The organism is Clostridium sp. BSD9I1 (assembly GCF_900185645.1).
Classification (GTDB): Bacteria; Bacillota; Clostridia; order Clostridiales; family Clostridiaceae; genus Clostridium_AK.
In genome coordinates this window covers 1,113,358-1,137,517 of sequence record NZ_FYAM01000023.1, presented here as the reverse complement: position 1 = coordinate 1,137,517, position 24,160 = coordinate 1,113,358, and the positions used below count along the sequence as shown (strand labels likewise).

The 24,160-nt window shown below is 30.0% G+C and carries 24 protein-coding genes, 2 tRNA genes and 2 riboswitches; of the genes, 18 read left to right on the top strand and 8 right to left on the bottom strand.

The window, feature by feature from the left end; genetic code table 11:
• Positions 1–9: 9 nt before the first annotated feature.
• The gene (thiC, locus tag BSD9I1_RS13120) at positions 10–1,323 is read right to left on the bottom strand and encodes a phosphomethylpyrimidine synthase ThiC (RefSeq protein ID WP_186430783.1); all 1,314 of its coding nucleotides are present in this window, start codon (positions 1,321–1,323) and stop codon (positions 10–12) included.
• Positions 1,324–1,406: 83 nt separating this feature from the next.
• Positions 1,407–1,512: riboswitch (TPP riboswitch) on the bottom strand.
• Between the two features lie 140 nt (positions 1,513–1,652).
• A riboswitch (TPP riboswitch) is annotated at positions 1,653–1,754 on the bottom strand.
• 130 nt (positions 1,755–1,884) lie between these two features.
• Positions 1,885–2,229, bottom strand: coding sequence for a helix-turn-helix domain-containing protein (locus tag BSD9I1_RS13115; protein WP_186430685.1), 345 nt, complete (start codon positions 2,227–2,229; stop codon positions 1,885–1,887).
• 260 nt (positions 2,230–2,489) lie between these two features.
• Here BSD9I1_RS13115 and BSD9I1_RS13110 point away from each other — a divergent pair, with 260 nt between their 5' ends.
• Together BSD9I1_RS13110 and BSD9I1_RS13105 are read left to right on the top strand one after the other, a co-directional pair.
• The gene (locus tag BSD9I1_RS13110; RefSeq protein ID WP_186430684.1) at positions 2,490–3,125 is read left to right on the top strand and encodes a flavodoxin family protein; all 636 of its coding nucleotides are present in this window, start codon (positions 2,490–2,492) and stop codon (positions 3,123–3,125) included.
• Between the two features lie 114 nt (positions 3,126–3,239).
• Positions 3,240–3,392 (top strand): hypothetical protein, encoded by a 153-nt coding sequence (locus tag BSD9I1_RS13105; RefSeq protein ID WP_186430683.1) that lies wholly within the window; start codon positions 3,240–3,242, stop codon positions 3,390–3,392.
• 85 nt (positions 3,393–3,477) lie between these two features.
• On the opposite strand, the gene BSD9I1_RS13100 is transcribed toward BSD9I1_RS13105, so the two are convergent.
• A complete protein-coding gene (locus BSD9I1_RS13100) occupies positions 3,478–4,863 on the bottom strand; it encodes a peptidoglycan binding domain-containing protein (RefSeq protein WP_186430682.1) in 1,386 nt (461 codons plus the stop codon).
• A 402-nt stretch (positions 4,864–5,265) separates the two neighbouring features.
• Here BSD9I1_RS13100 and BSD9I1_RS13095 point away from each other — a divergent pair, with 402 nt between their 5' ends.
• The 6 genes from BSD9I1_RS13095 to BSD9I1_RS13070 all read left to right on the top strand — a co-directional run bounded on the left by BSD9I1_RS13095 (position 5,266) and on the right by BSD9I1_RS13070 (position 11,268).
• Positions 5,266–6,015, top strand: coding sequence for a TVP38/TMEM64 family protein (locus BSD9I1_RS13095; RefSeq protein ID WP_186430681.1), 750 nt, complete (start codon positions 5,266–5,268; stop codon positions 6,013–6,015).
• A gap of 177 nt (positions 6,016–6,192) precedes the next feature.
• Positions 6,193–6,771 (top strand): phosphatase PAP2 family protein, encoded by a 579-nt coding sequence (locus BSD9I1_RS13090; RefSeq protein ID WP_186430680.1) that lies wholly within the window; start codon positions 6,193–6,195, stop codon positions 6,769–6,771.
• 96 nt (positions 6,772–6,867) lie between these two features.
• Complete coding sequence (locus BSD9I1_RS13085) at positions 6,868–7,278, top strand: helix-turn-helix transcriptional regulator (RefSeq protein ID WP_186430679.1); 411 nt, start codon at positions 6,868–6,870, stop codon at positions 7,276–7,278.
• Positions 7,279–7,323: 45 nt separating this feature from the next.
• Positions 7,324–7,914 carry an ATP-dependent Clp endopeptidase proteolytic subunit ClpP gene (clpP, locus tag BSD9I1_RS13080; RefSeq protein ID WP_186430678.1) on the top strand — a complete coding sequence of 197 codons (591 nt, stop codon included), beginning with the start codon at positions 7,324–7,326 and terminating at the stop codon, positions 7,912–7,914.
• A gap of 435 nt (positions 7,915–8,349) precedes the next feature.
• Entirely contained in the window at positions 8,350–9,996 is a 1,647-nt protein-coding gene (gene abc-f / locus BSD9I1_RS13075; protein ID WP_186430677.1) for a ribosomal protection-like ABC-F family protein, read from the top strand.
• 45 nt (positions 9,997–10,041) lie between these two features.
• Positions 10,042–11,268, top strand: a complete 1,227-nt coding sequence (locus BSD9I1_RS13070; protein WP_186430676.1) for an MFS transporter — start codon at positions 10,042–10,044, stop codon at positions 11,266–11,268.
• Positions 11,269–11,352: 84 nt separating this feature from the next.
• Here the strand turns inward: BSD9I1_RS13070 and BSD9I1_RS13065 are convergent, their stop codons facing one another.
• Positions 11,353–11,613, bottom strand: a complete 261-nt coding sequence (locus BSD9I1_RS13065) for a thioredoxin domain-containing protein (protein ID WP_186430675.1) — start codon at positions 11,611–11,613, stop codon at positions 11,353–11,355.
• Positions 11,614–11,812: 199 nt separating this feature from the next.
• Here BSD9I1_RS13065 and nagZ point away from each other — a divergent pair, with 199 nt between their 5' ends.
• The 5 genes from nagZ (at position 11,813) to BSD9I1_RS13040 (ending at position 16,100) form a co-directional block, all read left to right on the top strand.
• Positions 11,813–13,276, top strand: a complete 1,464-nt coding sequence (gene nagZ, locus BSD9I1_RS13060) for a beta-N-acetylhexosaminidase (protein ID WP_186430674.1) — start codon at positions 11,813–11,815, stop codon at positions 13,274–13,276.
• 64 nt (positions 13,277–13,340) lie between these two features.
• On the top strand, positions 13,341–13,862 hold the full coding sequence (locus tag BSD9I1_RS18945; RefSeq protein ID WP_242966470.1) for a hypothetical protein: 522 nt from the start codon (positions 13,341–13,343) through the stop codon (positions 13,860–13,862).
• 155 nt (positions 13,863–14,017) lie between these two features.
• Positions 14,018–14,782: a MerR family transcriptional regulator gene (locus BSD9I1_RS13050; protein WP_186430673.1), complete on the top strand. Its 765-nt coding sequence runs from the start codon at positions 14,018–14,020 to the stop codon at positions 14,780–14,782.
• A gap of 208 nt (positions 14,783–14,990) precedes the next feature.
• Complete coding sequence (locus BSD9I1_RS13045; RefSeq protein ID WP_186430672.1) at positions 14,991–15,719, top strand: DUF421 domain-containing protein; 729 nt, start codon at positions 14,991–14,993, stop codon at positions 15,717–15,719.
• A 15-nt stretch (positions 15,720–15,734) separates the two neighbouring features.
• The gene (locus tag BSD9I1_RS13040) at positions 15,735–16,100 is read left to right on the top strand and encodes a DUF4363 family protein (protein WP_186430671.1); all 366 of its coding nucleotides are present in this window, start codon (positions 15,735–15,737) and stop codon (positions 16,098–16,100) included.
• A 224-nt stretch (positions 16,101–16,324) separates the two neighbouring features.
• Here the strand turns inward: BSD9I1_RS13040 and BSD9I1_RS13035 are convergent.
• Both BSD9I1_RS13035 and BSD9I1_RS13030 read right to left on the bottom strand, forming a co-directional pair.
• Positions 16,325–16,400, bottom strand: a tRNA-Met gene (locus BSD9I1_RS13035).
• A 302-nt stretch (positions 16,401–16,702) separates the two neighbouring features.
• A tRNA-Met gene (locus BSD9I1_RS13030) sits at positions 16,703–16,778 on the bottom strand.
• Positions 16,779–17,042: 264 nt separating this feature from the next.
• Between BSD9I1_RS13030 and BSD9I1_RS13025 the strand changes: the two genes are divergently transcribed.
• From BSD9I1_RS13025 to BSD9I1_RS13005, 5 genes are all read left to right on the top strand, one after another.
• Entirely contained in the window at positions 17,043–17,357 is a 315-nt protein-coding gene (locus BSD9I1_RS13025) for a hypothetical protein (protein ID WP_186430670.1), read from the top strand.
• A 217-nt stretch (positions 17,358–17,574) separates the two neighbouring features.
• Entirely contained in the window at positions 17,575–19,095 is a 1,521-nt protein-coding gene (locus BSD9I1_RS13020; protein WP_186430669.1) for a methyl-accepting chemotaxis protein, read from the top strand.
• Positions 19,096–19,544: 449 nt separating this feature from the next.
• The gene (locus tag BSD9I1_RS13015) at positions 19,545–20,345 is read left to right on the top strand and encodes a polyphosphate polymerase domain-containing protein (protein WP_186430668.1); all 801 of its coding nucleotides are present in this window, start codon (positions 19,545–19,547) and stop codon (positions 20,343–20,345) included.
• Positions 20,282–20,980: a DUF4956 domain-containing protein gene (locus BSD9I1_RS13010; protein WP_186430667.1), complete on the top strand. Its 699-nt coding sequence runs from the start codon at positions 20,282–20,284 to the stop codon at positions 20,978–20,980. The genes BSD9I1_RS13015 and BSD9I1_RS13010 overlap by 64 nt, the downstream gene beginning before the upstream one ends.
• A 182-nt stretch (positions 20,981–21,162) precedes the next feature.
• The gene (locus tag BSD9I1_RS13005) at positions 21,163–21,966 is read left to right on the top strand and encodes a DUF368 domain-containing protein (RefSeq protein WP_186430666.1); all 804 of its coding nucleotides are present in this window, start codon (positions 21,163–21,165) and stop codon (positions 21,964–21,966) included.
• Positions 21,967–21,998: 32 nt separating this feature from the next.
• Here the strand turns inward: BSD9I1_RS13005 and BSD9I1_RS13000 are convergent, their stop codons facing one another.
• Together BSD9I1_RS13000 and BSD9I1_RS12995 are read right to left on the bottom strand one after the other, a co-directional pair.
• Entirely contained in the window at positions 21,999–22,694 is a 696-nt protein-coding gene (locus BSD9I1_RS13000) for a response regulator transcription factor (protein ID WP_035309219.1), read from the bottom strand.
• Positions 22,695–22,708: 14 nt separating this feature from the next.
• On the bottom strand, positions 22,709–24,145 hold the full coding sequence (locus tag BSD9I1_RS12995; RefSeq protein ID WP_035309218.1) for a HAMP domain-containing sensor histidine kinase: 1,437 nt from the start codon (positions 24,143–24,145) through the stop codon (positions 22,709–22,711).
• Between the last annotated feature and the right edge of the window lie 15 nt (positions 24,146–24,160).

Here is a 24,160-nt window from a genome sequence, read left to right as displayed (position 1 = left end):
CATCACTTCCTAATTATCTTCTCTTAAAATATTGATATCTTTCCCCTGCATTATTTTATTCATATTTCTCATGGAACACATTTTTCCGCACATAGTACAACTGTCCTCATGCTCAGGAGAAGATTCTTTTCTATATCTTCTAGCTTTTTCTGGGTCAATAGAAAGCTCAAACATTTTCTCCCAATTAAGTTCTTGTCTTGCTTTACTAATTTCGTTATCCCAGTTTCTAGCACCAGGAATATTTTGAGCTATATCACCAGCATGAGCAGCTATCTTTGAAGCAATGATACCTTCTTTAACATCCTCTAGATTAGGTAATCTTAGATGCTCTGCCGGAGTTACATAGCATAGAAAATCAGCTCCACAGCTAGCAGCTAATGCTCCTCCAATAGCACTTGTAATGTGGTCATAGCCAGGGGCTATATCTGTAACTATAGGGCCTAATACGTAAAATGGAGCACCATGACAAAGTTTCTTTTCAAGCAGCATATTTGCTTTGATTTCATTTAATGCCATGTGTCCAGGGCCTTCTATAATAACTTGAACATTTCTCTCCCAAGCTCTTAAAGTTAATTCTCCTAGTACCATTAGTTCTTTTATCTGACAGGCATCGGTAGCATCATTGATAGAACCAGGTCTGCAGGCATCTCCAAGACTTAAAGTTAAATCGTATTTTTCACATATATCTAATAGCTCATCGTAATATTCATAAAAAGGATTTTCCTTGTTATTAAGCTCCATCCAGGCATAAAGAAGAGAACCACCTCTTGAAACAATGTTTGTAAGTCTTTTATTTCTTTTAAATACATTTGCAGTCTCTCTATTTATACCAGCATGAATAGTTACAAAATCTACACCATCTCTTGCGTGCTTTTCTACAACATCTAAAAATTCCATTGCAGTAATATCCTTTAATTCTTTATCATAAAATCCCACAGCATCATATATTGGGACAGTTCCTATCATAGCAGATGATGAAGTAACAAGTCTTTGTCTAAATTCTTCAGTTTTTCCAAAGGAGCTTAAGTCCATTATAGCCTCAGCCTTCATGTCTAAAGCTAGCTGTACTTTTTTCATTTCTTCATCAATATCACAGCAATCTTTTGATATACCTAAATTTACATTTATTTTTGTTCTTAAGCCTTCTCCTATACCTTCTGGATCTATGGATTTATGATTCTTATTAGCTGGTATAGCAACTTTCCCTTCTGCAATAAGCTTTTTTAAAACTTCAATATGCATATTTTCCTTTTTCGCTACTATTTCCATCTCTTTTGTAATAATACCTTTTTTAGCTGCATCCATTTGAGTTGTATACATAATTTAAACTCTCCTTTATTATTTAATTATTTTTGAGAAAAATAAAATGCAAGCCTAATAGGGCTTGCAACAAGAATACAAATGTATAGTTGAAAAATGCTCCCTACGTTGGAATTATCCAAATCAGGTTATGAGGGTCAGAGATAACATCTCTTTCTCAGCTTATCAATATAAGCTCCCCTTGCGCTAGGCCTTTCAAAAAATAAGCGTTAGTATTTATTATCTGCATTTTTCAAATGGTCTAATTATTAAATTTTAAAAATAAATTAAAAAGAAGCTTTACCATACGGCAAAGCTTCTTACAAAATCATATTATAAAAATCAATTATAATAATAATCGTACATAACTTTCCTACGGTAGTACTAACTACGTCAGGTTCATAGAGTTAGATTAGTAAAATCTTCTCAGCCAAAGGGCACCCCTAGTTAATTATATTTATATTAATTTTTTATGTAATTAATATATTACTTTAAACTCATTATAATGCTGAAGTGATACTATGTAAAGAATTTTTTGGAATAATTATTCAGTGCTTCTTTAATAGTATACCTCAATTTAATAAATTATTGATCACAACCACTGTCTAAGTGAGGATAATATTTAATAGACCAATCTTCAATTTCTTTAATAATTTTGGTAAGCTCTTTTCCTTTATCAGTAAGATAATATTCAACTTTAGGGGGAATTTCTGCATAAATTATTTTGCTTATTAATTCATCATTTTCTAATTCCTTAAGTTTTTCATTTAATACCTTTTGACTTATTCCTTTAGTTATTCGCTGAAGTTCTAAAAATCTTTTAGGTTCGTTATATAAATGACATAATAAAACGGCTTTCCATTTGCCTCTTATAAGATCCATAGCAAAATCTAGTAAACATATATATTCTTTTTTATTATAATATATCATTAAGGTACCTGCCTTTAGTTATTTTGTGAATAGGAGAAAAATAAAATTAAAAAACATATTATAGTTATATTATATACTAAAAAAATTATCAATAAAAATTTATAACATAGCGTAAATATACATATTACAATAAATCTTACCTGAAGGTAAGTCATCTAACAAAAAAGTGCGTACTTGTTAATTAAAGTGTTGAGCCATATAATAATGGCATGATCTGAAAAGATTTAAATATAAGAACTTTTATGGAGGTATTATATATAATGAAAGTAATCGCTTTTAACGGAAGTCCTAGAAAAAATGGAAATACTTATGAGGCAATAAAGGCTGTAGCTAATGAGTTAGAAAAAGAAAATATAGAAGTAGAAGTTATACATGTAGGAAATAAAGTAATACGTGGATGCCTAGCTTGTGGTGGATGCAGTAGAAATATGAATGAAAGATGTGTTATAGAAAATGATGAAGTTAATGAATGGATTCAAAAAATGAAAGAAGCTGATGGAATTATTTTAGGCTCTCCTGTACATTATTCAGCTATAGCAGGAACCATGAAATCATTTTTAGATCGTGTATTTCTTGTAACATCTGTAAATGGTGGAATGCTTAGACATAAGGTAGGAGCTAGTGTAGTTGCAGTTAGAAGGTCTGGAGGGGTTCCAACTTTTGACCAACTAAATAACTACATTAATTATTCAGAAATGGTAATGCCTACATCAAATTACTGGAATGTAGTACATGGCACGGAACCAGGTGAAGCAACCCAAGATGAAGAAGGAATGCAAATTATGAGAGTTTTAGGTAAAAATATGTCTTGGCTTATGAAGTTAATCCATTCTGGCAAAGATAATATAGAAGAAAATAAAAGAGAAGATAAAGTATTTATGAATTTTATAAGATAAGGCTTGTACATGATTATTAGTAAAAAATAAATATGTTAAATTCATATCTTCATCATCACTTCATAATTCAGATTTAGAATATTTATATAGAATTTATGAGGAGAGGATAAAGATATGAGATTATTAAAGATTTTATTTAGCAAGAAATTTAGACAAGAATATTCCCAAAAGCTTGTAAGTGAATATAATAAAACAAATGATATTGTTGAAGAGATATATACAGCAGCAATAAATGAATGTAAAGAGTTAAAACATAAGGCTGCCTAATTTTAAAGTTCTAATTTAATAATAGCAAAGAAGGGCTATCTTGAAATAATTTTTAATTATTTTGAGACAGTCCATTTGGGTTAAATTAATAATAGCAAATAATTGGAGTTCCTGCTTCGATATTGTTGAATATTGCTTTGGCCACATAGTAGGGAGCATTTACACATCCATGAGAACCATTTGTTAAATATATATTTCCACCAAATGTGCTTCTCCAATTTGCATCGTGAATACCAATGCCTCCGTTAAAAGGCATCCAATAACTTACAGGTGCAGCATAATCGGCTCCTCGGAGGACAGTATCCTTTTGTTTATATTTCAATTTATAAGTACCTGAAGGTGTTGAATGGCTGCTACTTACATTTCCTGTAACAATACTGCCCTCTACAATAAGAGAGCCGCTTTTGTAAAACCATAGATATTGCTTCGATAGATTGATTTCAACATAAGTATTTCCAATATCATTAATGCCATGAGATAGTGCAGTTTGATTGTACACTGGTTTTTTAGTTATAGATTTTGCATTCTTTACAGCTGCAATTATGTCCTGCACTTCTTTAGATTTGTTAATTGACCACCCGTAATCACCACCACTAACTGATATTGACTTTCCTGAAGATGTAATAAAGTTTCTTGTGCTGCCTAATGTATCATAAGTTTTTGCCAAAGTATCTATATAATTTTTAACTTTTGCTTCATTAAATGTTACTTTCAAATTTTCATCCACATTAATCCAGGCATTTATTATATTCCCATCTAAAGTTTCCATACGCTGACCAAAAGTATAGGTGATTTTTGTAGACGTGTATTTATCAAGCATATCTTTAATAGTAAGTATTTCTTTAGAATTTGAAGTATACTGAGGTTTTTCATAACAATTTATTGATTCTAAATTTATTCTTGTTTCTCCTTTGAGAATTGTATCTACAACGTGATTATATAAGATATTTTTATTGACTTTATTTCCACTGATTTCTTTAACAATTTTGTATCCATTATCTGAATACTTAAAACTAGCATTTTTGGATTCGATTATGTTATTAGCATTAAAGCAAGAAAGATTATCTATAGATTTTTTTAATAAATCTGCATCGTATGAAGCTACTTCAGATAAGTCAAAGTTTGTTTTGTTAAAAACTCCATAAATCCATTTAAAAGGATTTTGACTATCTTTTAAACTTTGAAGTTTAGCATCGGGATTATATTTTAGGGAAATATCAGCGGATTTAATTTCTTCTTTTAAACCACCGCGTCCTTCTAATATAAGCGTATATGCTGTAATTTCATCTGCTAATTCTTTATTTGCCTCTTGTATAGTTTTCCCAGAAACATTAATGCAGTTAACTGAGGATCCAAAATAAAAGCGATTCATAAAATATACGGACATAGCTAAGTACATACTAAGTAAAGTTGCAAGGAAAGTAACGATAAGTATCATGATTTTTTTGGACTTATTTTTGGGTTCCCCCATGGTAATTAATCCCTCCATATAATTACAAACAAGCTAAAAATAATATAAGAAAATATTTTTTTAGCTACTCATTTTATAATATGTATCAGTAGGGATATTGCTCCTAAATATTTATACATTAGATTTCTTAATAAATCTTAAGACTTTTCTTAATAAACATTAATGCTTTTCTAATGAGGTTTTAATATTTCAGGCTTAGAATATAGATATAAATTAGCAGGGAGATGGAATGAAGATGAATAAAATAATAGCTTTAAGATTAATTATATTTATATTTTTAAGTTTAATTTTTATAGTATTTAAGGCTTATTTGGAATTGGGAGTGGCATTAATATCAATTTTATCATTTTGTTATTTTTCTAGACAAAGAAGCAAATGATTATATAAAAGGGAGCTGTAGTTATGCTGAATAATATTGAATTTAAAAAATTTGATTTAATTATGCCAGGGATATTTTCGATAATTTCTATATATATGTTACAGTTTATATTAGTTGGACTATTGCCTATATATAAGACAGCATTAACAGGAGCGTTAATTTTATTTTATATATTACTTTTACATTCACAATTTATAAAAGAACAAAGGAATTATAATTTATTTAGAAATACTATTACGTATTTATTTATTTTTATAAGTATATGGACAGTAATTACTTTAATTAGTTCAGTTATAGTGTTAATTCATAATAACGGATTAGAGTACATTTTAAAAAGAAGTAGCTCAGTAGGCAAATTAATTTATTTTCTTATATGCTTTTTACAACCTATAATATTACCACTGCCTGAGCCAGTTACAATTATGGCAGGAAGTGCTGTGTTTGGCTCTACTTATGGATTTATAATTGGAATTAGTGGAACTATAGTTGGGGTTATTACCATGTTCTGGATAGCCAAAGTAGGAGGAAATAAGTTAGTAAATAAACTTGTAGAGCCTAAGCAAATTGAAAAGTATAAAAAATTTATTATTAAAAATGAAATTGTTGTTTTAATTGGATTATTTATTTTGCCTATACTTCCAGATGAAGTTATTTGTGTTGGAGCTGGAATTAGTGGGATTAGTTTTAAGAAATTTATAGTCATAGCTGTACTTTCTAAAATAATTACAATACTTGCCTATTCTCAATCTTTGCAGTTAACCAATTTAATATAAATTTTAAATTTAAGGGAGAAATAATAACTATCATAGTAAAATTAAGATTTTCTTAAGTTATTTTTTGCTTTTATAACTAAAACATCATTAAAAACTATGATAGAATTAATATATATAATATAATAGTTAATATGTTTTTAAATTTAAATAAAAATATAGAAAGGAAGTGATTACTGTATGATAACTTACTTGCAAATTATTGATAGAAAAATGTTGAATTTATTAAGCAAAAGAATAAGATGTAAAGTACTTGATAAAATAATGCCGTTGATTACTGCACTAGGTAATGGCGCCATAGTGTGGGCAATTATTTCAATATATTTGATACAAAATGAGAATTATAGAATTGAAGGTTATATGGTAATTGCTTCTATAGTTTTAGTTACTATTATTGGAGAGGGAATAATAAAGCATATTATAAAAAGGACAAGGCCTTTTGAACATATGAAGATAAATAAATTATTAATATCCAAGCCTATAACTTATTCCTTTCCATCAGGACACACCGCATCTTCATTTGCAGCATCAGGCATACTCATCATGATGGATAATAAATTAAGCATTATGGCAGTTGTTTTAGCTTCATTAATAGCATTTTCTAGAATTTATCTAAACGTGCATTATCCATTAGATGTTATTACAGGAATTGCTTTAGGGCTTATATGTTCTAAAGTGGTAGTAACTATTTTTCATAGTGAAAGTATAAATTATTTGTATCTTACTGTCATTCCTCGTGTTTTATATATGAGAAAATAGTTTTATTGAAAAATGAATAGAGCAAAAAATGTTAAGATTTTTATTTGTAAAGCTTCTATAATTAAAGCATGTAGCTTTGATAGAGTGAGGTGTGAGATGGATTATAGGGAAGTAATTCAAGAGTCTATAGATTATATTGAAAATAATTTAAAGGAAAAGATATTGCTTGAGGATTTAGCTAAAATAGCGTTTCTTTCTAAATTTCATTATCATAGAATTTTTCATGAGACTATTGGAGAAACGGTAATGGATTATATTAGAAAGAGGCGTTTAACTGAAGCTGCTAAAGAATTAGTAGAAAGTGAAGAAAAAATTATAAATATAGCACTTAAATATCAATTTAGTTGTCAAGAATCTTTTACAAGAGCATTTAAGAAGATGTTTGATATATCTCCAGGGGAATTTAGAAGGAGACAAGTTGATATTTTATCGTATAGAAAGATTGAGACATCCTATAGTAAGATATCCTCACCTTCAACAATAAGCTCTATATGCAAGGCTGCATAGGTGGAAAAACATATATTAATATTTTTGAAGTAAAGGAGAAAATATATGAGTTATGTACCTATGGTTGTAGAGCAAACTAATAGAGGAGAAAGATCTTATGATATTTATTCAAGACTGCTAAAGGACAGAATTATAGTTTTGAGCGAGGAAGTTAACGATTCTACTGCAAGTATTATAATTGCCCAAATGCTATTTTTAGAGGCTGAAGATCCAGAAAAGGATATAGTATTTTATATAAATAGTCCAGGGGGAGTAATTACAGCAGGGCTTGCTATATATGACACTATGCAGTATGTTAAACCTGATGTGTCAACTATATGTTTGGGCATGGCAGCTAGTATGGGATCATTTTTATTAGCAGGCGGAGCGAAGGGTAAAAGATTTGCCTTACCAAACAGTGAAATTATGATACATCAACCTTCTATTTCAGGGGGATTAACCGGTCAAGCTACTGATATAAAAATATATGCTGATAGGATACTTAAAACTAAAAAAAGACTTATAGAAATATATAGTGAGAAAACAGGGCAATCTATAGAAAAACTTCAATATGATATGGAAAGAGATAACTTTATGACTTCAAAGCAAGCAAAAGAGTATGGACTCATTGACGAAATACTTATTAGAAATAAATAAATGTCATCCATAAGTTGACAATCAGATGAGTTGCCTATATAATCATATTGAATATCAATAAATTTAATTTTAAGAAAGGGCAAGGTATTGGCAGAAATGAGAATGTAATTCACTTTTAATTATGTAAAATGAAAATTTAATAAAGTCTTAATAGAAGGCTTTATTGTCATGCATTTTATTGAATTTTGAGAGTGGATAGCGTCGTTTGTAACTGTTGATAGTTTGTCTATATAATAGAATTTTAGCCTTAATTAGCTAATTAAATCTTGATATGTACCAATATATGAAACTTATCTTCTTAATTGTTAGAGGAGTAAATCGTATATTTGTATTATAACTTTATGCTTACATGAGTTCAGATTTGATTTAGGGTACATTTAGGTTGTTATATAGTTATTACGCTATCCTCTCCAAGTTGCAAGGAGGGGATTTTTTATGTTGTTAATGGAATGCAGTAATATTAAGAAATATTTTGGTGATAGGCTGATACTAGATGTAGAAACTTTAAAAATTTATTCTAAAGATAGAATAGGAGTTATAGGGGTAAATGGGATAGGTAAGACCACCTTAATCAATATACTAAGTAAGAGGTTAGAACCAGATGAAGGTTTGATTAAGCTATATGAAAGATACTCATATATATCTCAGTTAGAAGAACCTGAAAATAGAAACATTAGTAATGAAATGGCTTCAAAGTTTGGTGTTCAAAATACTTGGGATGAGAATATGAGTGGAGGAGAAAAAACTAGATTTAAGATTGCGGATGGATTAAGCAATAACAGTTTATTGATATTTGCAGATGAGCCTACCAGTAATGTGGATATAGAAGGCATTGAGCTTATGGAGAAAAAGTTTGGTGAGTACAAAGGTGCATTAGTGTTAATATCTCATGATAGAAACTTTTTAGATAAGCTCTGCAATAAGATATTGGAAGTAGAGGATGGAAGAATAAAAATATATAATGGCAATTATAGTAGCTATGTTGCTCAAAAAACTCAAGAAAGAGAACGAGCTGAATTTGAATATGAAGATTATGTGAAAGAAAAGAAACGGCTTGAAGAAGTGATTACGGATACAACGCAAAAAGTGAAGAGTATAAAAAGAACACCTAAACGAATGGGGAATTCCGAAGCAAGGCTCCATAAGATGGGTGGCCAAAAGGGAAAAGCAAGTCTTGAGAGGGCAGTAAAAAATGTTGAAAAAAGAATAGATCATCTTGAAGTTAAGGAAAAGCCTAAGAAACAAGAGGGAATTAAACTGGATATTATAGATTCAAGCAAGCTTCATAGTAAAATAATTATAGAAGGCTGCAATATAAATAAATCTTTTGGGAAAAAGGTTATATTCAATAATGCTGAATTCAATATATACAATGAATCAAAGATAGCATTAATTGGACATAATGGATGTGGGAAAAGTACTCTAATTAAAATGATAATGAATAATGATGATTCTATAAAAATTGCCAAGGGAGCAAAGATAGGATACTTTAGTCAGGACATGAGCATTTTGCAAGAGGATTTAAGCATAATAGAAAATATAATGGAACGTAGCATATATGATGAAACCTTTGCTAGAATATTATTGGCAAGATTGTTATTTAAAAGAGATGACATTTATAAAAAAATAAACGTATTAAGTGGAGGAGAACGAGTTAAGGTTTCTTTTGCAAAAATGCTACTCCAGGATATTAACTTGATTATATTAGATGAGCCTACTAACTATATGGATATAAATTCCCTTGAAGTTGTAGAAAATACACTTAGGGAGTACGATAGAACGTTACTATTTGTCTCTCATGATAGAAGATTTGTAGAGTCTGTTGCGAATCAGATAATGATTATAGAGAACTATAAAATAAATGTGTTTAATGGAAACTACAAGGAATATTTAGATAGTAAAAATAAAACTGTAGATAATAATAAAGCTGAAATTGAAAAGGAAGTCTTTGTATTACAAAATCGCCTTTCAGAAGTTATAGGACGAATATCCATGCCATCAAAAAAGGATGATGTAATAGCATTAGATAAGGAATATCATGAAACGTTAACTAAATTAAAAAAGCTAAGGGATAGTCTTTAAAATAGATGATTTTTTATAAAAATAATTGGAGGAAATATTTTAAATATGAATAATAATTGGAAAAGGAACATAACACTCTTTTTAGCTAGTCAGACCATATCTCTCTTTGGATCCATGCTGGTTCAATATGCAATTACATGGTATATTACATTGCAAACACAATCTGGTGTAATGATGGCCATATCAATTATTTGTGGGTTTGTGCCTACCTTTTTTCTTTCACCCTTTGCTGGGGTATGGGCTGACCGCTATAATCGAAAAGTGCTTATAATGTTGTCAGATTCTTTAATTGCAATATCAACACTTATTTTAGCTATACTATTTTTAAAAGGATACGATTCATTATGGATGCTTTTTGTGGCATCTGCAGTGCGTTCCGTGGGCTCAGGAGTCCAGTCTCCAGCTATATCAGCCTTTCTTCCACAGCTTGTGCCAGAGGATAAGCTTACTAAGGTCAATGCAACAAACAGCAGTATACAATCACTAGTTATGTTGGTATCACCTATGATTAGTGGAGCCCTTTTAAATATGGCTACCATAGAATCGATATTTTTTATAGATGTTATTACAGCAGCTATAGCGGTTTCTATATTACTTTTATTTTTAAAGGTTCCATCTCATGCAAAAGCATTAGAAAAACAAAAGACTAGCTATTTTAGTGATATGGTTGAAGGTTATAACTACATTAAAAATCATGGATATGTTAAGAGATTCTTTGTATTTTGTGCTATTTTTTATGTATTAGTTTCACCAGCTGCATTTTTAACACCTCTGCAGGTGGCACGTAGTTTTGGTGATGATGTTTGGCGTTTAACGGCAGTTGAAATCACTTTTTCCATTGGTATGATGTTAGGCGGTATCATTATAGCATCTTGGGGTGGCTTTAAAAATAGAACTCATACAATGACGCTGTCAAGCCTTATCATGGGAATATGTACCTTTGCACTTGGAGTTGTTCCAAACTTTTGGGTATATTTAGGTTTTATGTGCTTATTTGGTGCTGTTATGCCAGCCTTTAATACACCTGCTACGGTTTTACTGCAGGAGAAAGTAGAAGAGAATTTTCTAGGTAGAGTATTTAGTGTTTTAGGGATGATATCAAGTATTACAATGCCTCTTGCTATGCTTGTGTTTGGGCCTTTGGCTGATGCCGTTGCTATAGAATGGATGCTTATTGGAACTGGAGTGCTACTAGTTATTCAAGGTTTCTTCTTAATGAAAAACAAAGAACTTATTGAGGCTGGAATGCCAATGCCTAAGCCTGAATTATAGTTCTTAAAACAAAGCATATTATAAAGCTATGAGTTTTGAGAAAAAACTCATAGCTTTTCTACATATTATGATATCTGGAATTTTTTATTTAGCGGCTTCCTCAAAGGCCTGTATAACAATATCTTTAGTAGTACCTCCTTCATAAACTTTACTATTTCCAACATAGTAAGTAGGAACATAATAATAATCATACTGCTTAGATATATCAGGATGCTTTTCTTCATCAATTATCTCGACTTTAATATCTCTGTATTTTGAATTTTCTTCTTTTACTTCATCTATCCAGTCTAATGCCCTTTTGCAATGAGGACACCAGCTTGTTATAAATACCTTTATATCTTTCATTAGTAGCACCACCTTTTAGAAAAGTTTATCATAAGAATAGTATACACTTTTGTAATTAAATTTAAAGATGTTATAACAAATATGAAATTTGACAAGAATATAATAGTTATTAAAATTACTGTTATATGTAGTAAAATGACATTTTTATTTATATTTACGTATATATAAGTGAAATAAAAGTTATAGGAAGGTTAAATTTATGATGAAGAAGATAATATTATTAATTAGTATTTTTTTATTACTTACCGTAGTTGGATGCAGTAAAGAAATTACAGAAGAAAAGTTAAGCATAAGGGGAGAAATAACAAATGTATCATTAGATGATAATGGTAAAATAACAAGTATATTAGTAGAAGAAAAACTTGAACAGGATACGCAACATGATAAAGCTAGTGTATTCATTGGAGAGAAAACCAAAATTTATGATAATGATACAAAAGAAGAATTAGAAAGAAATGCTTTAAAAAAGGGAACAAAAGTAGAGATTATATTTAAAGGACCAGTAAGAGAGTCTTACCCTGTTCAAGCTGATGCCAAAATAATCAGAATCACTGAGCAAGTTGACCCTATAGTAGAAAAAATAAACACAATGACTTTAGATGAAAAAATTGGGCAAATGCTTATGGTAGGAGTTGAAGGATATAATTTAAATGATAATTCAAGAAAGCTAATAACAGAGCATAAGGTTGGAGGATTTATAATATTTGGAGAGAATGTTCAGAGTACTAATCAGCTTCTTAGTTTAGTTAATTCATTGAAAAGGGAAAATGTTAATAATAAAATTCCCCTATTTTTTTCTCTAGATGAAGAAGGGGGAAAGGTAACAAGGATGCCTCAGGAATTTAAAAGGTTTCCGACAAATAAAATAATTGGGCAGATAAATGATAAAGATTTTTCAAACAAGATTGGTAGAACTATTGCTGATGAAATAAAGTGCTTTGGATTTAATATGAACTTTGCACCAGTTCTAGATGTTAATAGTAATCCTAAAAATCCAGTTATAGGTAGTAGATCATTTGGATCAAACCCTGATATTGTAAGCAGTTTAGGTGTTGAAACTATGAAGGGGATTCAAGAAGAAAATGTTATTCCTGTAGTTAAGCATTTCCCAGGACATGGTGATACTTCAGTAGATTCACATGTAGGGCTTCCAACTGTAAATAATGATTTAGATAGATTACAAAGTCTTGAACTGATACCTTTTGCTAAAGCTATAGAAAATGACGCTGATATGGTAATGATTGCTCACATACTTCTTCCTAAGATTGATAGTGAAAATCCTTCTTCCATGTCAAAAGCTGTTATAACCGATTTACTAAGAAATAATCTTAAATTTGATGGTGTGGTAATTACTGATGAGATGACTATGGGGGCAATAATTAAAAACTATAGCCTGAATGAGGCTGCGGTAAAGTCAGTAAATGCTGGAACTGATATTATATTAGTTGGTCATGGTTATAATAATGAAATAGGAGTAATTAATGCTTTGAAAAGTGCAGTATCCAAGGGAGAAATATCACAAGAAAGAATAGACGAAAGTGTTTATAGGATATTGAAGCTAAAAGAAAAGTACAACTTGAAGGATGAAATAATAAATTCTGTAGATGTTAATAAAATAAATAATAAAATAAAAACACTTTTAGATATTTACAAGGTATCCTAAGAATTTATAATAAAAACCTTGGAAAAACTAAAAAGAGATTATTAAATAATGGAGGAATGGGCCTATGAGTGATAGAGAGAACAAATTAAGAAAAAAGTGGGTTTGTGGAATATTTTCTGTTGCAATGATATCTACATTAAGTATTATATTAAATAATATAGTGCCTATAGAAAAAACTAACATTGTATATGCAGCAGAGAGTACAAAGACTCCAACTAACAGCGCAGCAGGTCAATTATCAGTAGGTGAATTTGTAGATAAACCACAAGTTAAAGTTCCTATTGATTTAGAAAAGGAAAAAAATGATCAGAAAAGCGTTGATGCAGGGCATTCACCATGGAAGTTAGATCCGATATTTGTAACTCAGGTTTTTGTAAGCTTAAAGATTTCTCCAGAAGGTATTCAAGGAGATTATCCTATTAAATATGAAGAGCTTAAAGTTATAAAGAATAATGGAAAAGTTGCAATTATAGAAGTACCTGGAGATAAGACTCCTATTAGAAGAGTCTACCTAGAAAGACTTATAAGACAAGATAATACAGGAATATGGACTGTGATAGGATATGATCCAGTAACTAATAAATAACTAACTAACTTATAATAAAGGCGTGGAATACTTGAGGTACCACGCTTTTATTGTTCTTTCTTTATTATTAAAAAAATTTATTAAAAGTTTTTAAAAGTTGTTGACATTAACGTTGCGTAAAGGTGTATATTTATTTTGTCAGGAGGTGAAAGCACGTGGAATATACAGTGCAAAAACTAAGTAAAATAGCGGGTGTAAGTACCAGAACACTTAGATATTATGATGAAATAGGAATTCTTAAGCCGGCAAGAATTAATTCATCAGGATATCGTATATATGGGCAAGCGGAAGTTGATAGATTGCAGCAGATATTATTTTACAGGGAATTAGGTGTAAGTTTAGAAAGTATAAAAAATATAGTAATTGCACCATCCTTTGATGGAGCCAAAGCACTGAAAGAACATCGCGCCCAGCTTCTTGAAAAGAGAAATCAATTGGATTTGTTGATTTCAAATGTGGATAAAACAATTGCACAAACTGAAGGGAGAATTATTATGAGTGATAGAGAAAAGTTTGAAGGATTTAAACAAAAGATGGTTGATGACAATGAGAAAAAGTATGGTCAAGAAATAAGAGAGAAATATGGCGATGATACTGTTAATAAGTCAAATGCAAAGTTAATGAACATGACAGAAGAACAATATAACGAGGTGACAGCGCTATCAGAGGAATTAATGGCAACTTTAGCAGAAGCTTTTAAAACTGGGAATCCAGCAAGTGAGCTAGCTCAAAAGGCAGCTGACTTACACAAGAAATGGTTAACTTATTCTTGGAGTCAGTACAGTAAGGAGGCACATGCAGGCCTTGCACAAATGTATGTTGATGATGAGAGATTTACGGAATACTATGATAAGGAACAACCAGGGACAGCAGAATTTTTAAGAGATGCAATTTTCATTTATACAGGAATGAGCAAATAGTATATTAAGTAAGTAATAAGAGAGCATATATAGAGGTGTATAAAAATCTATATATGCTCTCATTTTTATAGTTTTAGTTATATTATATAAATTTTATATTAAGAGGAGATACTATACAAATAAATGGAATAATATGTTCATGAGTAATGTGACAAAGAAGTTATTAGAGATATTAAAATAGAGAGCAGAAAATAAGGGGGTAAATACTTTGAATGAAGGATTAGTTGTTTTTGTTAGAGCAATTATAGGTTTTTTTTCACTACTTATCTGTGCAAGAATTTTAGGAAAAGAGCAAATAAGCCAGTTGACATTTTTTGATTACATTCTAGGTATTACAATTGGGTCTATCGCAGCTACACTGACTACGGATTTATCAAGTAGGGCATGGCCGCATTGGGTAGGACTTATAACTTGGGCTACCCTAGGATACTTAATGGAGCTTTTAAGTTTGAAGTGGAGATATGCAGCTAAGTACTTGGAGGGGGAACCAGTTATTGTAATAATGAATGGAAAGATAATGGAAGATGTTTTGAAAAAAATAAGATATACAGCAGCAGAGATTTTAGAATTACTCAGAAACAAAGAAGTGTTTAATGTAAATGAGGTAGCTTATGCCATAATAGAGCCAAATGGAGAGATTTCAATTCTTAAGAAACCAGAGTATTTGCCTTTAACGTTAAAAGATATGAATATTAAGGCAAGGCCTTCTGGCATAGGCACAGAAATAATTTATGAAGGAATAATTATAGAAGAAAATTTAAGACAACTTAATAAGGACACAAAATGGCTACTAAAAGAGCTAAAAAAGCATGGAATAAATGACCCAGCAGAGGTATATCTTTTAACTTTAGACCCAGGAGGAAATTTATATATTGATAAGTATAAGGATCAAATGAAAAATATTACTGATATAGGTGATTATAAGGGACCTTATTAAGAGAGGTGAATTAAGATGAGAAAATTTTTGATAGTCACTATACCAATAATTACAATAGTTTGTTTTATACTAGCAATGCTAAGTGGAGGTTATTTGAAAAAATCTTTTTATAAAGATGATAATGTACCAGAGCTGATTCAAGTTATAACTGAAAATATTAATAATGAAAAATGGGAAGAAGCTAGTAATAATACTGAAAAGTTAAATGAAGCATGGAATAAAATAGTTAAAAGAGTTCAATTTAGTTCAGAAAGGGATGAGATTAATGATTTTGGTTTTGCTTTGGCACGTCTTCGCGGTGCAATTAAAGCAAAAGATAAAGCTAGTTCATTTTCTGAATTAAGTGAGGCATATGAACATTGGAAGAAGTTAGGAAACTGACGTGAAAGAATTAAATAATGTTTGTGTAAAAAATAGCAGTTATTCAAATGAATAATGGCACATACAACAAAATTTTCAACATATAAAAAAGAATTGATATTAAAAGAATAAAAAAACAAAAGGTATATATAATAGCAGAAATCAACCCAGAGCTACAGCTAGAGGTGTTAAGAAAGTAAAATATAAGCTAAAAAACATCCTAAATTATTAGGATGTTTTTTCTATGGTTGCGGGAGCAGGACTTGAACCTACGACCTTCGGGTTATGAGCCCGACGAGCTACCAACTGCTCCATCCCGCGATATTATCAACTAAGGTTTTCCTTAAGCTGTATGTTAAGTATAGTGTACTTAATGATATAAGTCAAGTGTTTTTTTAAATAATAATTGTTCACTTGATTTATTAATGAAATTTAAATATATAAGATTATTGTAACACGATATAAATATTATATACAAATTTATATTGTTATGTAAGAATTGTTTCTTATATCAAAGATACTAGGTATAATTAGTATTATGATTGAAATTAAAGAATTGCTATTAAATAAGGTAAACAAAGTTGAAATAAAAAAACATCCTAAATATTAGGATGTCTTTTCTATGGTTGCGGGAGCAGGACTTGAACCTACGACCTTCGGGTTATGAGCCCGACGAGCTACCAACTGCTCCATCCCGCGATATTATCAACTAAGGTTTCCCTTAAGCTGTAGGTTAAGTATAGTGTACTTAATGATATAAGTCAAGTGTTTTTAAAAAATAATAATTATTAATAAAAAAATATATTAAAATGAAGTGTCAAGTCTGTAAATTTCCTCATAGATGTACACTTATTAAATCAAAGAGTTAATGATTATATTCAGTTAAATATATAAATTCTTGAGATAAACTAATATGCAAAGTATAATGAAAGGAAGCTGTTTACTTACAAAAGGAGTGAAATTATGATTAAAATTGAAGAACTGTTATCGGGAGATTTTTCTGCATATCCTGAAGAAACTCAGGAATTTATGAAAGAATATACTAAAAGACTTAGAGATAGTATAGAAGAAGAGTTAGTAACCGACATGGCAGATAGAATGCTTAAGAATATAGATAAAAGTAATGAAAGCTTTATGAACATTCTTACAGAGATGCTAAGTAATGGGTGTAAGGGTTTTAGCAAAATGTCTACTCAATCACTGCTAAATATATATTTGGACAGAAAAACTGAAGAAGACTTTTTTAATCTATTGAAAAAATTGAATGAAGAATCATAAAGTTAATAATTATAGTAATTTACGTGTAGAGTAAAAGTCATCCCTAATATGGGGTGTCTTTTTTATTTATAATGATGTGAACAAAGTGTTAAATTTATATAGCTTAGTCAAGGTTTTGGTGATTTTAACCGATAAAATAAGCTAAGAATATCAAAGAATGCACATAAACGTTAAAAAGTATCAAAACTAAATAAAAAATTTATAAGGGGAGGATTTTATGTTTTTTAAATCTAGAAGAACACCATGCCATGAAGCTGATGATATTATGGAATATGTTGATAATCGGATGAAAGGTAGAATAATTAAAAAACCTGTTGTTCAGTATAACAGACATATAAAAATAGCTAATTATTTTGATAAACTTTTTCAGAGTGAAGAAAGTTTAGCTGAATCTTCTAAAAGAATCATTGACATAGGTGCTAGTATAAGCAGTTTTGATTCTGAGATGAGATATATATCCAATATGTTAATTGAGTTTGCTAAAGAAATGTCGGATGTGAGCCAGTCTAATTTAGCTATTGTTGAACAAACTACTGCTAGCATGAATGGAGTTAATGACACCATTTTTGTTGCAACAAAAACTCTTAATAGTGTATCAGATTCATCACAAAATCTTATGAAAAGCAATATTGAAGCTCTTGATCAAATGAATGAAATCGGTAACATTAAGGAAGATGTTGTAAGTAATGCAAATGTAATGAGTAGTAAGATTGATTATCTAGTTGAAATGGCTAATAAAGTTAGTGATATTGTAAAAACTGTAGAAGCGATAGCAGGAAAGACAAATCTATTAGCACTAAATGCTTCCATAGAAGCAGCAAGAGCGGGAGAACATGGAAAAGGATTTGCAGTAGTAGCTGAAGAAATTAGAAAACTTGCAGATGATACAAAAGTAAATCTTTCTGGCATGAAATCTATTATGACAAATATTCATCAAGCTGCAGCAGATGGTAAAAGCAGTATGGATAAGACAATAAATGTAACAAGTAAAATGAGTGAAAAAATTGATACGGTTAAAGTTACTATTCAAGAAAATGTTAATCTATTAAACACTACAGTTAAAGATATAAAAGTACTTAATGAATCCATGAATGGAATTAGCATTTCAGCAGATGAAATTAATAAAGCTATGGAAATATCAACTTCTGATGCAGAAAAACTTACTAATATGACAGAAGAAATTCATAAAAGTGCTGTTGAGAGTTCCAGTGAAGCAACAAAGATTTCCAAGATTGATTCTGAATTATCAGATATAGTAAAAAAAATGTTATCGCATTTAAAAAATAGCTCAAATTCAATAAATAATAAAGATTTTATTGCATACATGGAGAAAGCTAAAAAGTCCCATGAAGAGTGGCTGTCTAATTTAAAAAGATCTGTAAATACAATGAAAGTATATCCTCTTCAATTAGATGGAAGCAGATGTGCATTTGGTCATTTTTATTATGCAATTAATGTTGAGCATCCAAAGATTACTTCTAACTGGAAGGCAATAGAGAAAGTTCATATGGATTTTCATAACTGTGGCAGAAAGGTAATGGATGCAATTCAAAGCGAAAACTACGAAAATGCACATAACTATTGTAAACAAGCTGAGGGAATATCTTTTAAAATATTTAAGTGTTTAGAAGAAATTATAAAGGAAGTCAAGGATATTGATGCCGCAGGAGAGCATATTTTTAATATGGAAACAACAGAAATTGCCTGTGGGGATTGTGCAAGCTGCAGCGACTGTTAGAAATATTGCGACGGTTTTTAATGTTAAATCTTCCGTATAGGTTCTGCATTTAAGAAACGTTCACTTCTCAAAGAAGCTCTAATATCTCTCAATTTAAAGCACCTAAATTTTCTAAACTCACTACCGTTCAAACAGTAGAAAATTCTTAACGTTGCTTTAAATTCAGAGATAAAGAGCTTCTAATTGCTTGTTCAATGCTTTCTACAATGCAGAACCTATACTAGATTTAACATTAAAAACGTCGCAATTTCCTTTTAAAATGTATAGAATAAAGCAAACTCACCTGTAGATTCTTTTGAGAATTTACAGGTGAGTTTTTATTTTTCTTAAATACAAACAAAATCCTAAACTTTAAATTTATATAAGTTATTTAAGATTTATTTAAGGTTCATTTTATATACTTAAATCAACGAAGGAAATATGAATGAATTAATGAAAGGAGAATCATAATGGCTATTGAGGTTTTTAAAAGGCACGAAGTTAAGTATTTAATTGATAAGTCAATATATGAAGAAATTCAAGGAAGACTTTTAAAATATATGGAGTTGGATGAGTATAACAGAAACCACGAGTTATACACCATAAGCAATATTTACTTAGATACAAAAGATAATCATTTAATAAGAACTTCTTTGTCAAAGCCAAGATATAAAGAAAAGCTTAGAATTAGAGCATATGGAATTCCTGAAAGAAATGAAAAGATATATTTTGAGGTCAAGAAAAAAGTCGCTGGGGTCGGGAGCAAAAGAAGAACAAAATTAAAATTAAATGAAGCTTATGAGTTTGCATACACTAAAGAAAAGCCTGAGATAAAGGATTATATGAATAAACAGGTTATAAATGAAATTCAATATATGCTAAAGATGTATGACTTAGAGCCTAAAGTTTATGTAGCCTATGAGAGAAAATCACTATTTTGTAAAGAAAATAGAGATATAAGAATAACCTTTGATACAAATATAAGGACAAGAAGATATGACTTAAGACTTGAAAGTGGAGATCATGGAGAAAGTCTAGTAGATGATGATAAATGGCTAATGGAGATAAAAGTTGGAAGCAGCATGCCATTATGGCTATCACAAATGCTTTCAGAATATAAGATCTTTAAAACGAGTTTTTCAAAGTATGGAAAAGAATATGAAAAAATGTTGTTAAATAATATGAACTTGAGGGGAGAAATGAATTTATGTTCGAAACAATATTTAACACAGCATCTAACACAACCACAACTAGTACAACAATACCTTTAATGGATTCGATATTTACAATAATTGTTGCTTTCATTTTAGGAGGAATTATAAGCCTTACTTATATGAAGACTTCAAGTAAAAGAGGGCATTCTCAAAACTTTTCAGTTACTTTAGTTATTTTACCCGTAGTTATTTCTATAATTGTACTTTTAATAGGAAGCAATCTTGCAAGGGCGTTCAGCTTAGCAGGTGCTTTCTCAATTATTAAATTTAGAAGTGAACCAGGAGATCCGAAGGCAATTTCTTATATACTATTTACAATGGCAGCAGGACTTGCTTGTGGAGTTGGGGCTTTTGGATATGCAGCTATCTTTACAGTGTTCCTTTGCTTGCTTATGTTTATAATCAATATATTTAATTTTGGCGCTAATAAAACATCACAAAAGATTCTTAAAATAACTATTCCAGAAAATTTACATTATGAAGGAGCTTTTGATGAAATATTTGAAAAGTACACAAAGAGTTATGAGCTTAAAAAGGTTAAAACTACTGACTTAGGCAGCTTGTTTCAGCTTGTTTATACAATAACAATGGATAATAATATAAGTCAAAAAGAATTCTTAGATTCACTTAGATGTAGAAATGGCAACCTAAATATTACATTGGCCATGAATGCTGATATAGAAGAATATTAACAAACTTTAGATTCCAGTTTATGTTGTAATGTTAGTAATAATATAAACTGGAATATTTTATTTAATCGCATGGCCTCGTGTAAAATGTAAGAATAAATTAAGAACTTAGAAACTAAAAAGTATTTGAATGTATGATATAATAAATAAAAAATAACTTACATAATTAATTAGTGGAGGATAACATGAAATTCATTAAAAACTTTTTAAAAGGAATAGTTATTGGCATAGCTACATTAGTTCCTGGAGTTAGCGGTGGAACAATGGCAATAATACTTGGAATTTATGATGATTTGATTCATTCAATTGGTCATTTTTTTGAAGATATAAAAGCACATACTATGCTATTACTAGAGATTGGACTAGGTGGACTTACAGCTCTTATTTTATTTAGTAAAATATTAGAATCAGCTTTAGCGAGTCAGCCATTTGTAATGAGGTTTTTATTTATAGGAGTTATTTGTGGTGGAATACCAGTATTATATAAGAAATCAACTTCACGTAAAAAGAATAAAGGAGATTTATTATTTTTACTTATTGGTTTTGTAATAGTTCTTTTAATGGGATCAGATCCAGCAGCAGCTACTACACTGGCAACATCACAAGGAGTTTTAAGCATAGTATTTCTTTTAATTGCAGGTGTGGTAGTTTCCATAGCCTTGATTTTACCTGGGATAAGCGCATCTTTTATGCTGCTTACATTAAATTTGTATGATGTAACATTAAATGCTGTAAATAATAGAAATGTACCTTTTTTAATACCTTTAGGCATAGGAGTTGTTATAGGTATTTTAGCAACTACTAGGGGGATAGAAAACTTACTTAAAAGATATCCAAGCAAAACATATTTATTGATTTTAGGATTTGTTATAGGCTCTATTATACCTGTATTTCCAGGTATACCTGGTGGAATTAGCATTGTAACTTCTTTAATAGCTTTTATAATAGGATTTATAGCAATCCGATATATAAGTGAAAAAGACATTTAAAAAGGAACTTTCGCTTTGGCGAAAGTTCCTTTTTAAACTCTAAGCTTGTACCCAGCACCCCAAACAGTTTCAACATATTGAGGGTTGGAAGGAGAGGATTCTATTTTTTCCCTTATTCTTCTAATATGAACAGTTATAGTGGCAGTATCGCCAAGAGCATCAAGCCCCCAAATTCGTTCAAATAATTCTTCTCTACTAAATACTCTGTTTGGATTTTCGGCCAAACAAAGCAGTAAATCAAATTCCTTTTGAGCTAAATTTATTTCATTACCATTTATAAATGCTTGTCGTGAACTTTTAATTATTTCCAAACCTCGTATTGTTATAATATCATTTTTAACTTTCGAAGAGAACTTAGTTCTTATTCTCTCATAATTTTGAATATGAGATTTAACTCTAGCAACTAATTCACCAGGACTAAATGGTTTTGTAATATAATCATCTGCCCCAAGACTTAATCCTTTAATTTTATCAATTTCCTCTTTTTTTGCAGAAACAAGTAAAACAGGAATCTCCTTAGAGTCTTGAATACTACGCAAAATGCTTAATCCATCAATTTTAGGAATCATAATATCAAGTATCAAGAGATCAAAGCTAGTCTCCTTTAAGGTATTTAAACCTTGAACACCATCTGTACATATAGTAACTTCAAAGTTGTTGAGCTCTAAATAATCCTTTTGAAGTTCTGCAATACTTAAATCATCTTCAATAATTAAAATTTTTTTCATAATGCTCTCCATTTTTAAATAGTTTTTGCTAGTGAAATTATTATACTGGTACCTTCATCTTCATGGCTTATTGCCCATATTTTACCCTTGTGGCCTTCTACAATTTGCTTAGCGATTGCAAGTCCTAACCCGCTGCCTTTTGCATCACTTCTTGCTAAATCTGATCTATAAAATCTATCAAATATTTTACTTACATCACTTTTATCAATACCAGAGCCATTATCTTTTATTTCAATAATAATGCTAGAATTAGTTTCTCTAAGCATTATTGTTATTAGGCCGTTTTCTTTATCCATATACTTGCGAGAGTTATCAATAATATTAACTATAACTCGCTTCATTCTCGCTCTATCAAGCATAACATAGCGAAAATCCTTTAGATTATTTTGAAAATCAATATGTATATTATATTTTTCCAGCTCTGGTGAGCTTTCTAAAATGCAATAGTCAAAGTATTCAACAATATCCGTCTTTTCATAATTAAAAGGAATTTGATTTAAATCTAATTTTGAGTATAAAAGTAAATCATCGATCATAACATCGATTTGTTCAGATTTTGAATAAATGGTTTTTAAATAACGTTCCGTCTTTTCAGGAGTATTTGCCACACCATCTAAAATCCCCTCTACATACCCCTTTATGGAAGTTATGGGGGTTTTTAAGTCGTGAGATATACTAGAAACTAGCATTTTTCTATTATCATCATATTTCATTTTCATGCGAATAGAATCCTTTAGCTGTAATCTCATAGCTTCAAAATCAGCACATAACTCTCTAATTTCTCCGTCACCACTTTCTATAATTTCAAAGTTTAAATCACCTCTACTAATTTCAGCAGCAGCTTTTTTAAGCAGTGAAATAGGAGTTAATATTCGCTTTGAAAAAAGGTAAGACATAAATAAGTTAATTCCTATAAATGATATAAAGAATACACTTATCAGAGTAATAATAAACTTTTTGAAAACATCTGTATCTTTTCCAACTGGTGAAAGCAGTATTACATTTCCGATGGATTCATCTTTAAATACAAGTGAAGCACCGTCAACCATATAAGAACCATCGCTAATTTTCACCGTATTTTTTAAAGAATTAGTTCGTATTACTTCTAAAGACTTTTCTATATCAATTTTAGTTATATTTTTTGATGAAAATATGACATTGTTATTTTTAATTATTATGATTTCTCCATTAATATCTGAAAGCTTATCGTATAGATATTTTTGAAATTTACTATCTTCAATGGTCCCCGGGCTAGATTTTGACACGTCCTTTACTGCAGTTATAAGCTGATATCTTGCAACCATTAATTTTGTGAATTTATCATAGCTAATATTTCTATTAAAAACTTTTGAAGATACAAGTGTAAATATAAAGGCTGATAAAATTGCAATTATAAACGGTGTTATAACAGTTATAGTATTAGAAATAAGTAGACGTCTTTTTATATCCATTTTGCTCACCTTATA

Bases quoted from the DNA above. Each gene is read 5' to 3' on its own strand.
- BSD9I1_RS13090 (WP_186430680.1), top strand. From the start codon at position 6,193: ATGATAACTTACTTGCAAATTATTGATAGAAAAATGTTGAATTTATTA.
- BSD9I1_RS13070 (WP_186430676.1), top strand. From the start codon at position 10,042: ATGAATAATAATTGGAAAAGGAACATAACACTCTTTTTAGCTAGTCAG.
- BSD9I1_RS13010 (WP_186430667.1), top strand. From the start codon at position 20,282: ATGTTCGAAACAATATTTAACACAGCATCTAACACAACCACAACTAGT.
- BSD9I1_RS13015 (WP_186430668.1), top strand. From the start codon at position 19,545: ATGGCTATTGAGGTTTTTAAAAGGCACGAAGTTAAGTATTTAATTGAT.
- BSD9I1_RS13020 (WP_186430669.1), top strand. From the start codon at position 17,575: ATGTTTTTTAAATCTAGAAGAACACCATGCCATGAAGCTGATGATATT.
- BSD9I1_RS13005 (WP_186430666.1), top strand. From the start codon at position 21,163: ATGAAATTCATTAAAAACTTTTTAAAAGGAATAGTTATTGGCATAGCT.
- BSD9I1_RS13100 (WP_186430682.1), bottom strand. From the start codon at position 4,863: ATGGGGGAACCCAAAAATAAGTCCAAAAAAATCATGATACTTATCGTT.
- BSD9I1_RS18945 (WP_242966470.1), top strand. From the start codon at position 13,341: ATGAGTGATAGAGAGAACAAATTAAGAAAAAAGTGGGTTTGTGGAATA.
- clpP (WP_186430678.1), top strand. From the start codon at position 7,324: ATGAGTTATGTACCTATGGTTGTAGAGCAAACTAATAGAGGAGAAAGA.
- abc-f (WP_186430677.1), top strand. From the start codon at position 8,350: ATGTTGTTAATGGAATGCAGTAATATTAAGAAATATTTTGGTGATAGG.
- nagZ (WP_186430674.1), top strand. From the start codon at position 11,813: ATGATGAAGAAGATAATATTATTAATTAGTATTTTTTTATTACTTACC.
- BSD9I1_RS13110 (WP_186430684.1), top strand. From the start codon at position 2,490: ATGAAAGTAATCGCTTTTAACGGAAGTCCTAGAAAAAATGGAAATACT.
- BSD9I1_RS13000 (WP_035309219.1), bottom strand. From the start codon at position 22,694: ATGAAAAAAATTTTAATTATTGAAGATGATTTAAGTATTGCAGAACTT.
- BSD9I1_RS12995 (WP_035309218.1), bottom strand. From the start codon at position 24,145: ATGGATATAAAAAGACGTCTACTTATTTCTAATACTATAACTGTTATA.
- BSD9I1_RS13095 (WP_186430681.1), top strand. From the start codon at position 5,266: ATGCTGAATAATATTGAATTTAAAAAATTTGATTTAATTATGCCAGGG.
- BSD9I1_RS13040 (WP_186430671.1), top strand. From the start codon at position 15,735: ATGAGAAAATTTTTGATAGTCACTATACCAATAATTACAATAGTTTGT.
- BSD9I1_RS13105 (WP_186430683.1), top strand. From the start codon at position 3,240: ATGAGATTATTAAAGATTTTATTTAGCAAGAAATTTAGACAAGAATAT.
- BSD9I1_RS13025 (WP_186430670.1), top strand. From the start codon at position 17,043: ATGATTAAAATTGAAGAACTGTTATCGGGAGATTTTTCTGCATATCCT.
- BSD9I1_RS13065 (WP_186430675.1), bottom strand. From the start codon at position 11,613: ATGAAAGATATAAAGGTATTTATAACAAGCTGGTGTCCTCATTGCAAA.
- BSD9I1_RS13115 (WP_186430685.1), bottom strand. From the start codon at position 2,229: ATGATATATTATAATAAAAAAGAATATATATGTTTACTAGATTTTGCT.
- BSD9I1_RS13085 (WP_186430679.1), top strand. From the start codon at position 6,868: ATGGATTATAGGGAAGTAATTCAAGAGTCTATAGATTATATTGAAAAT.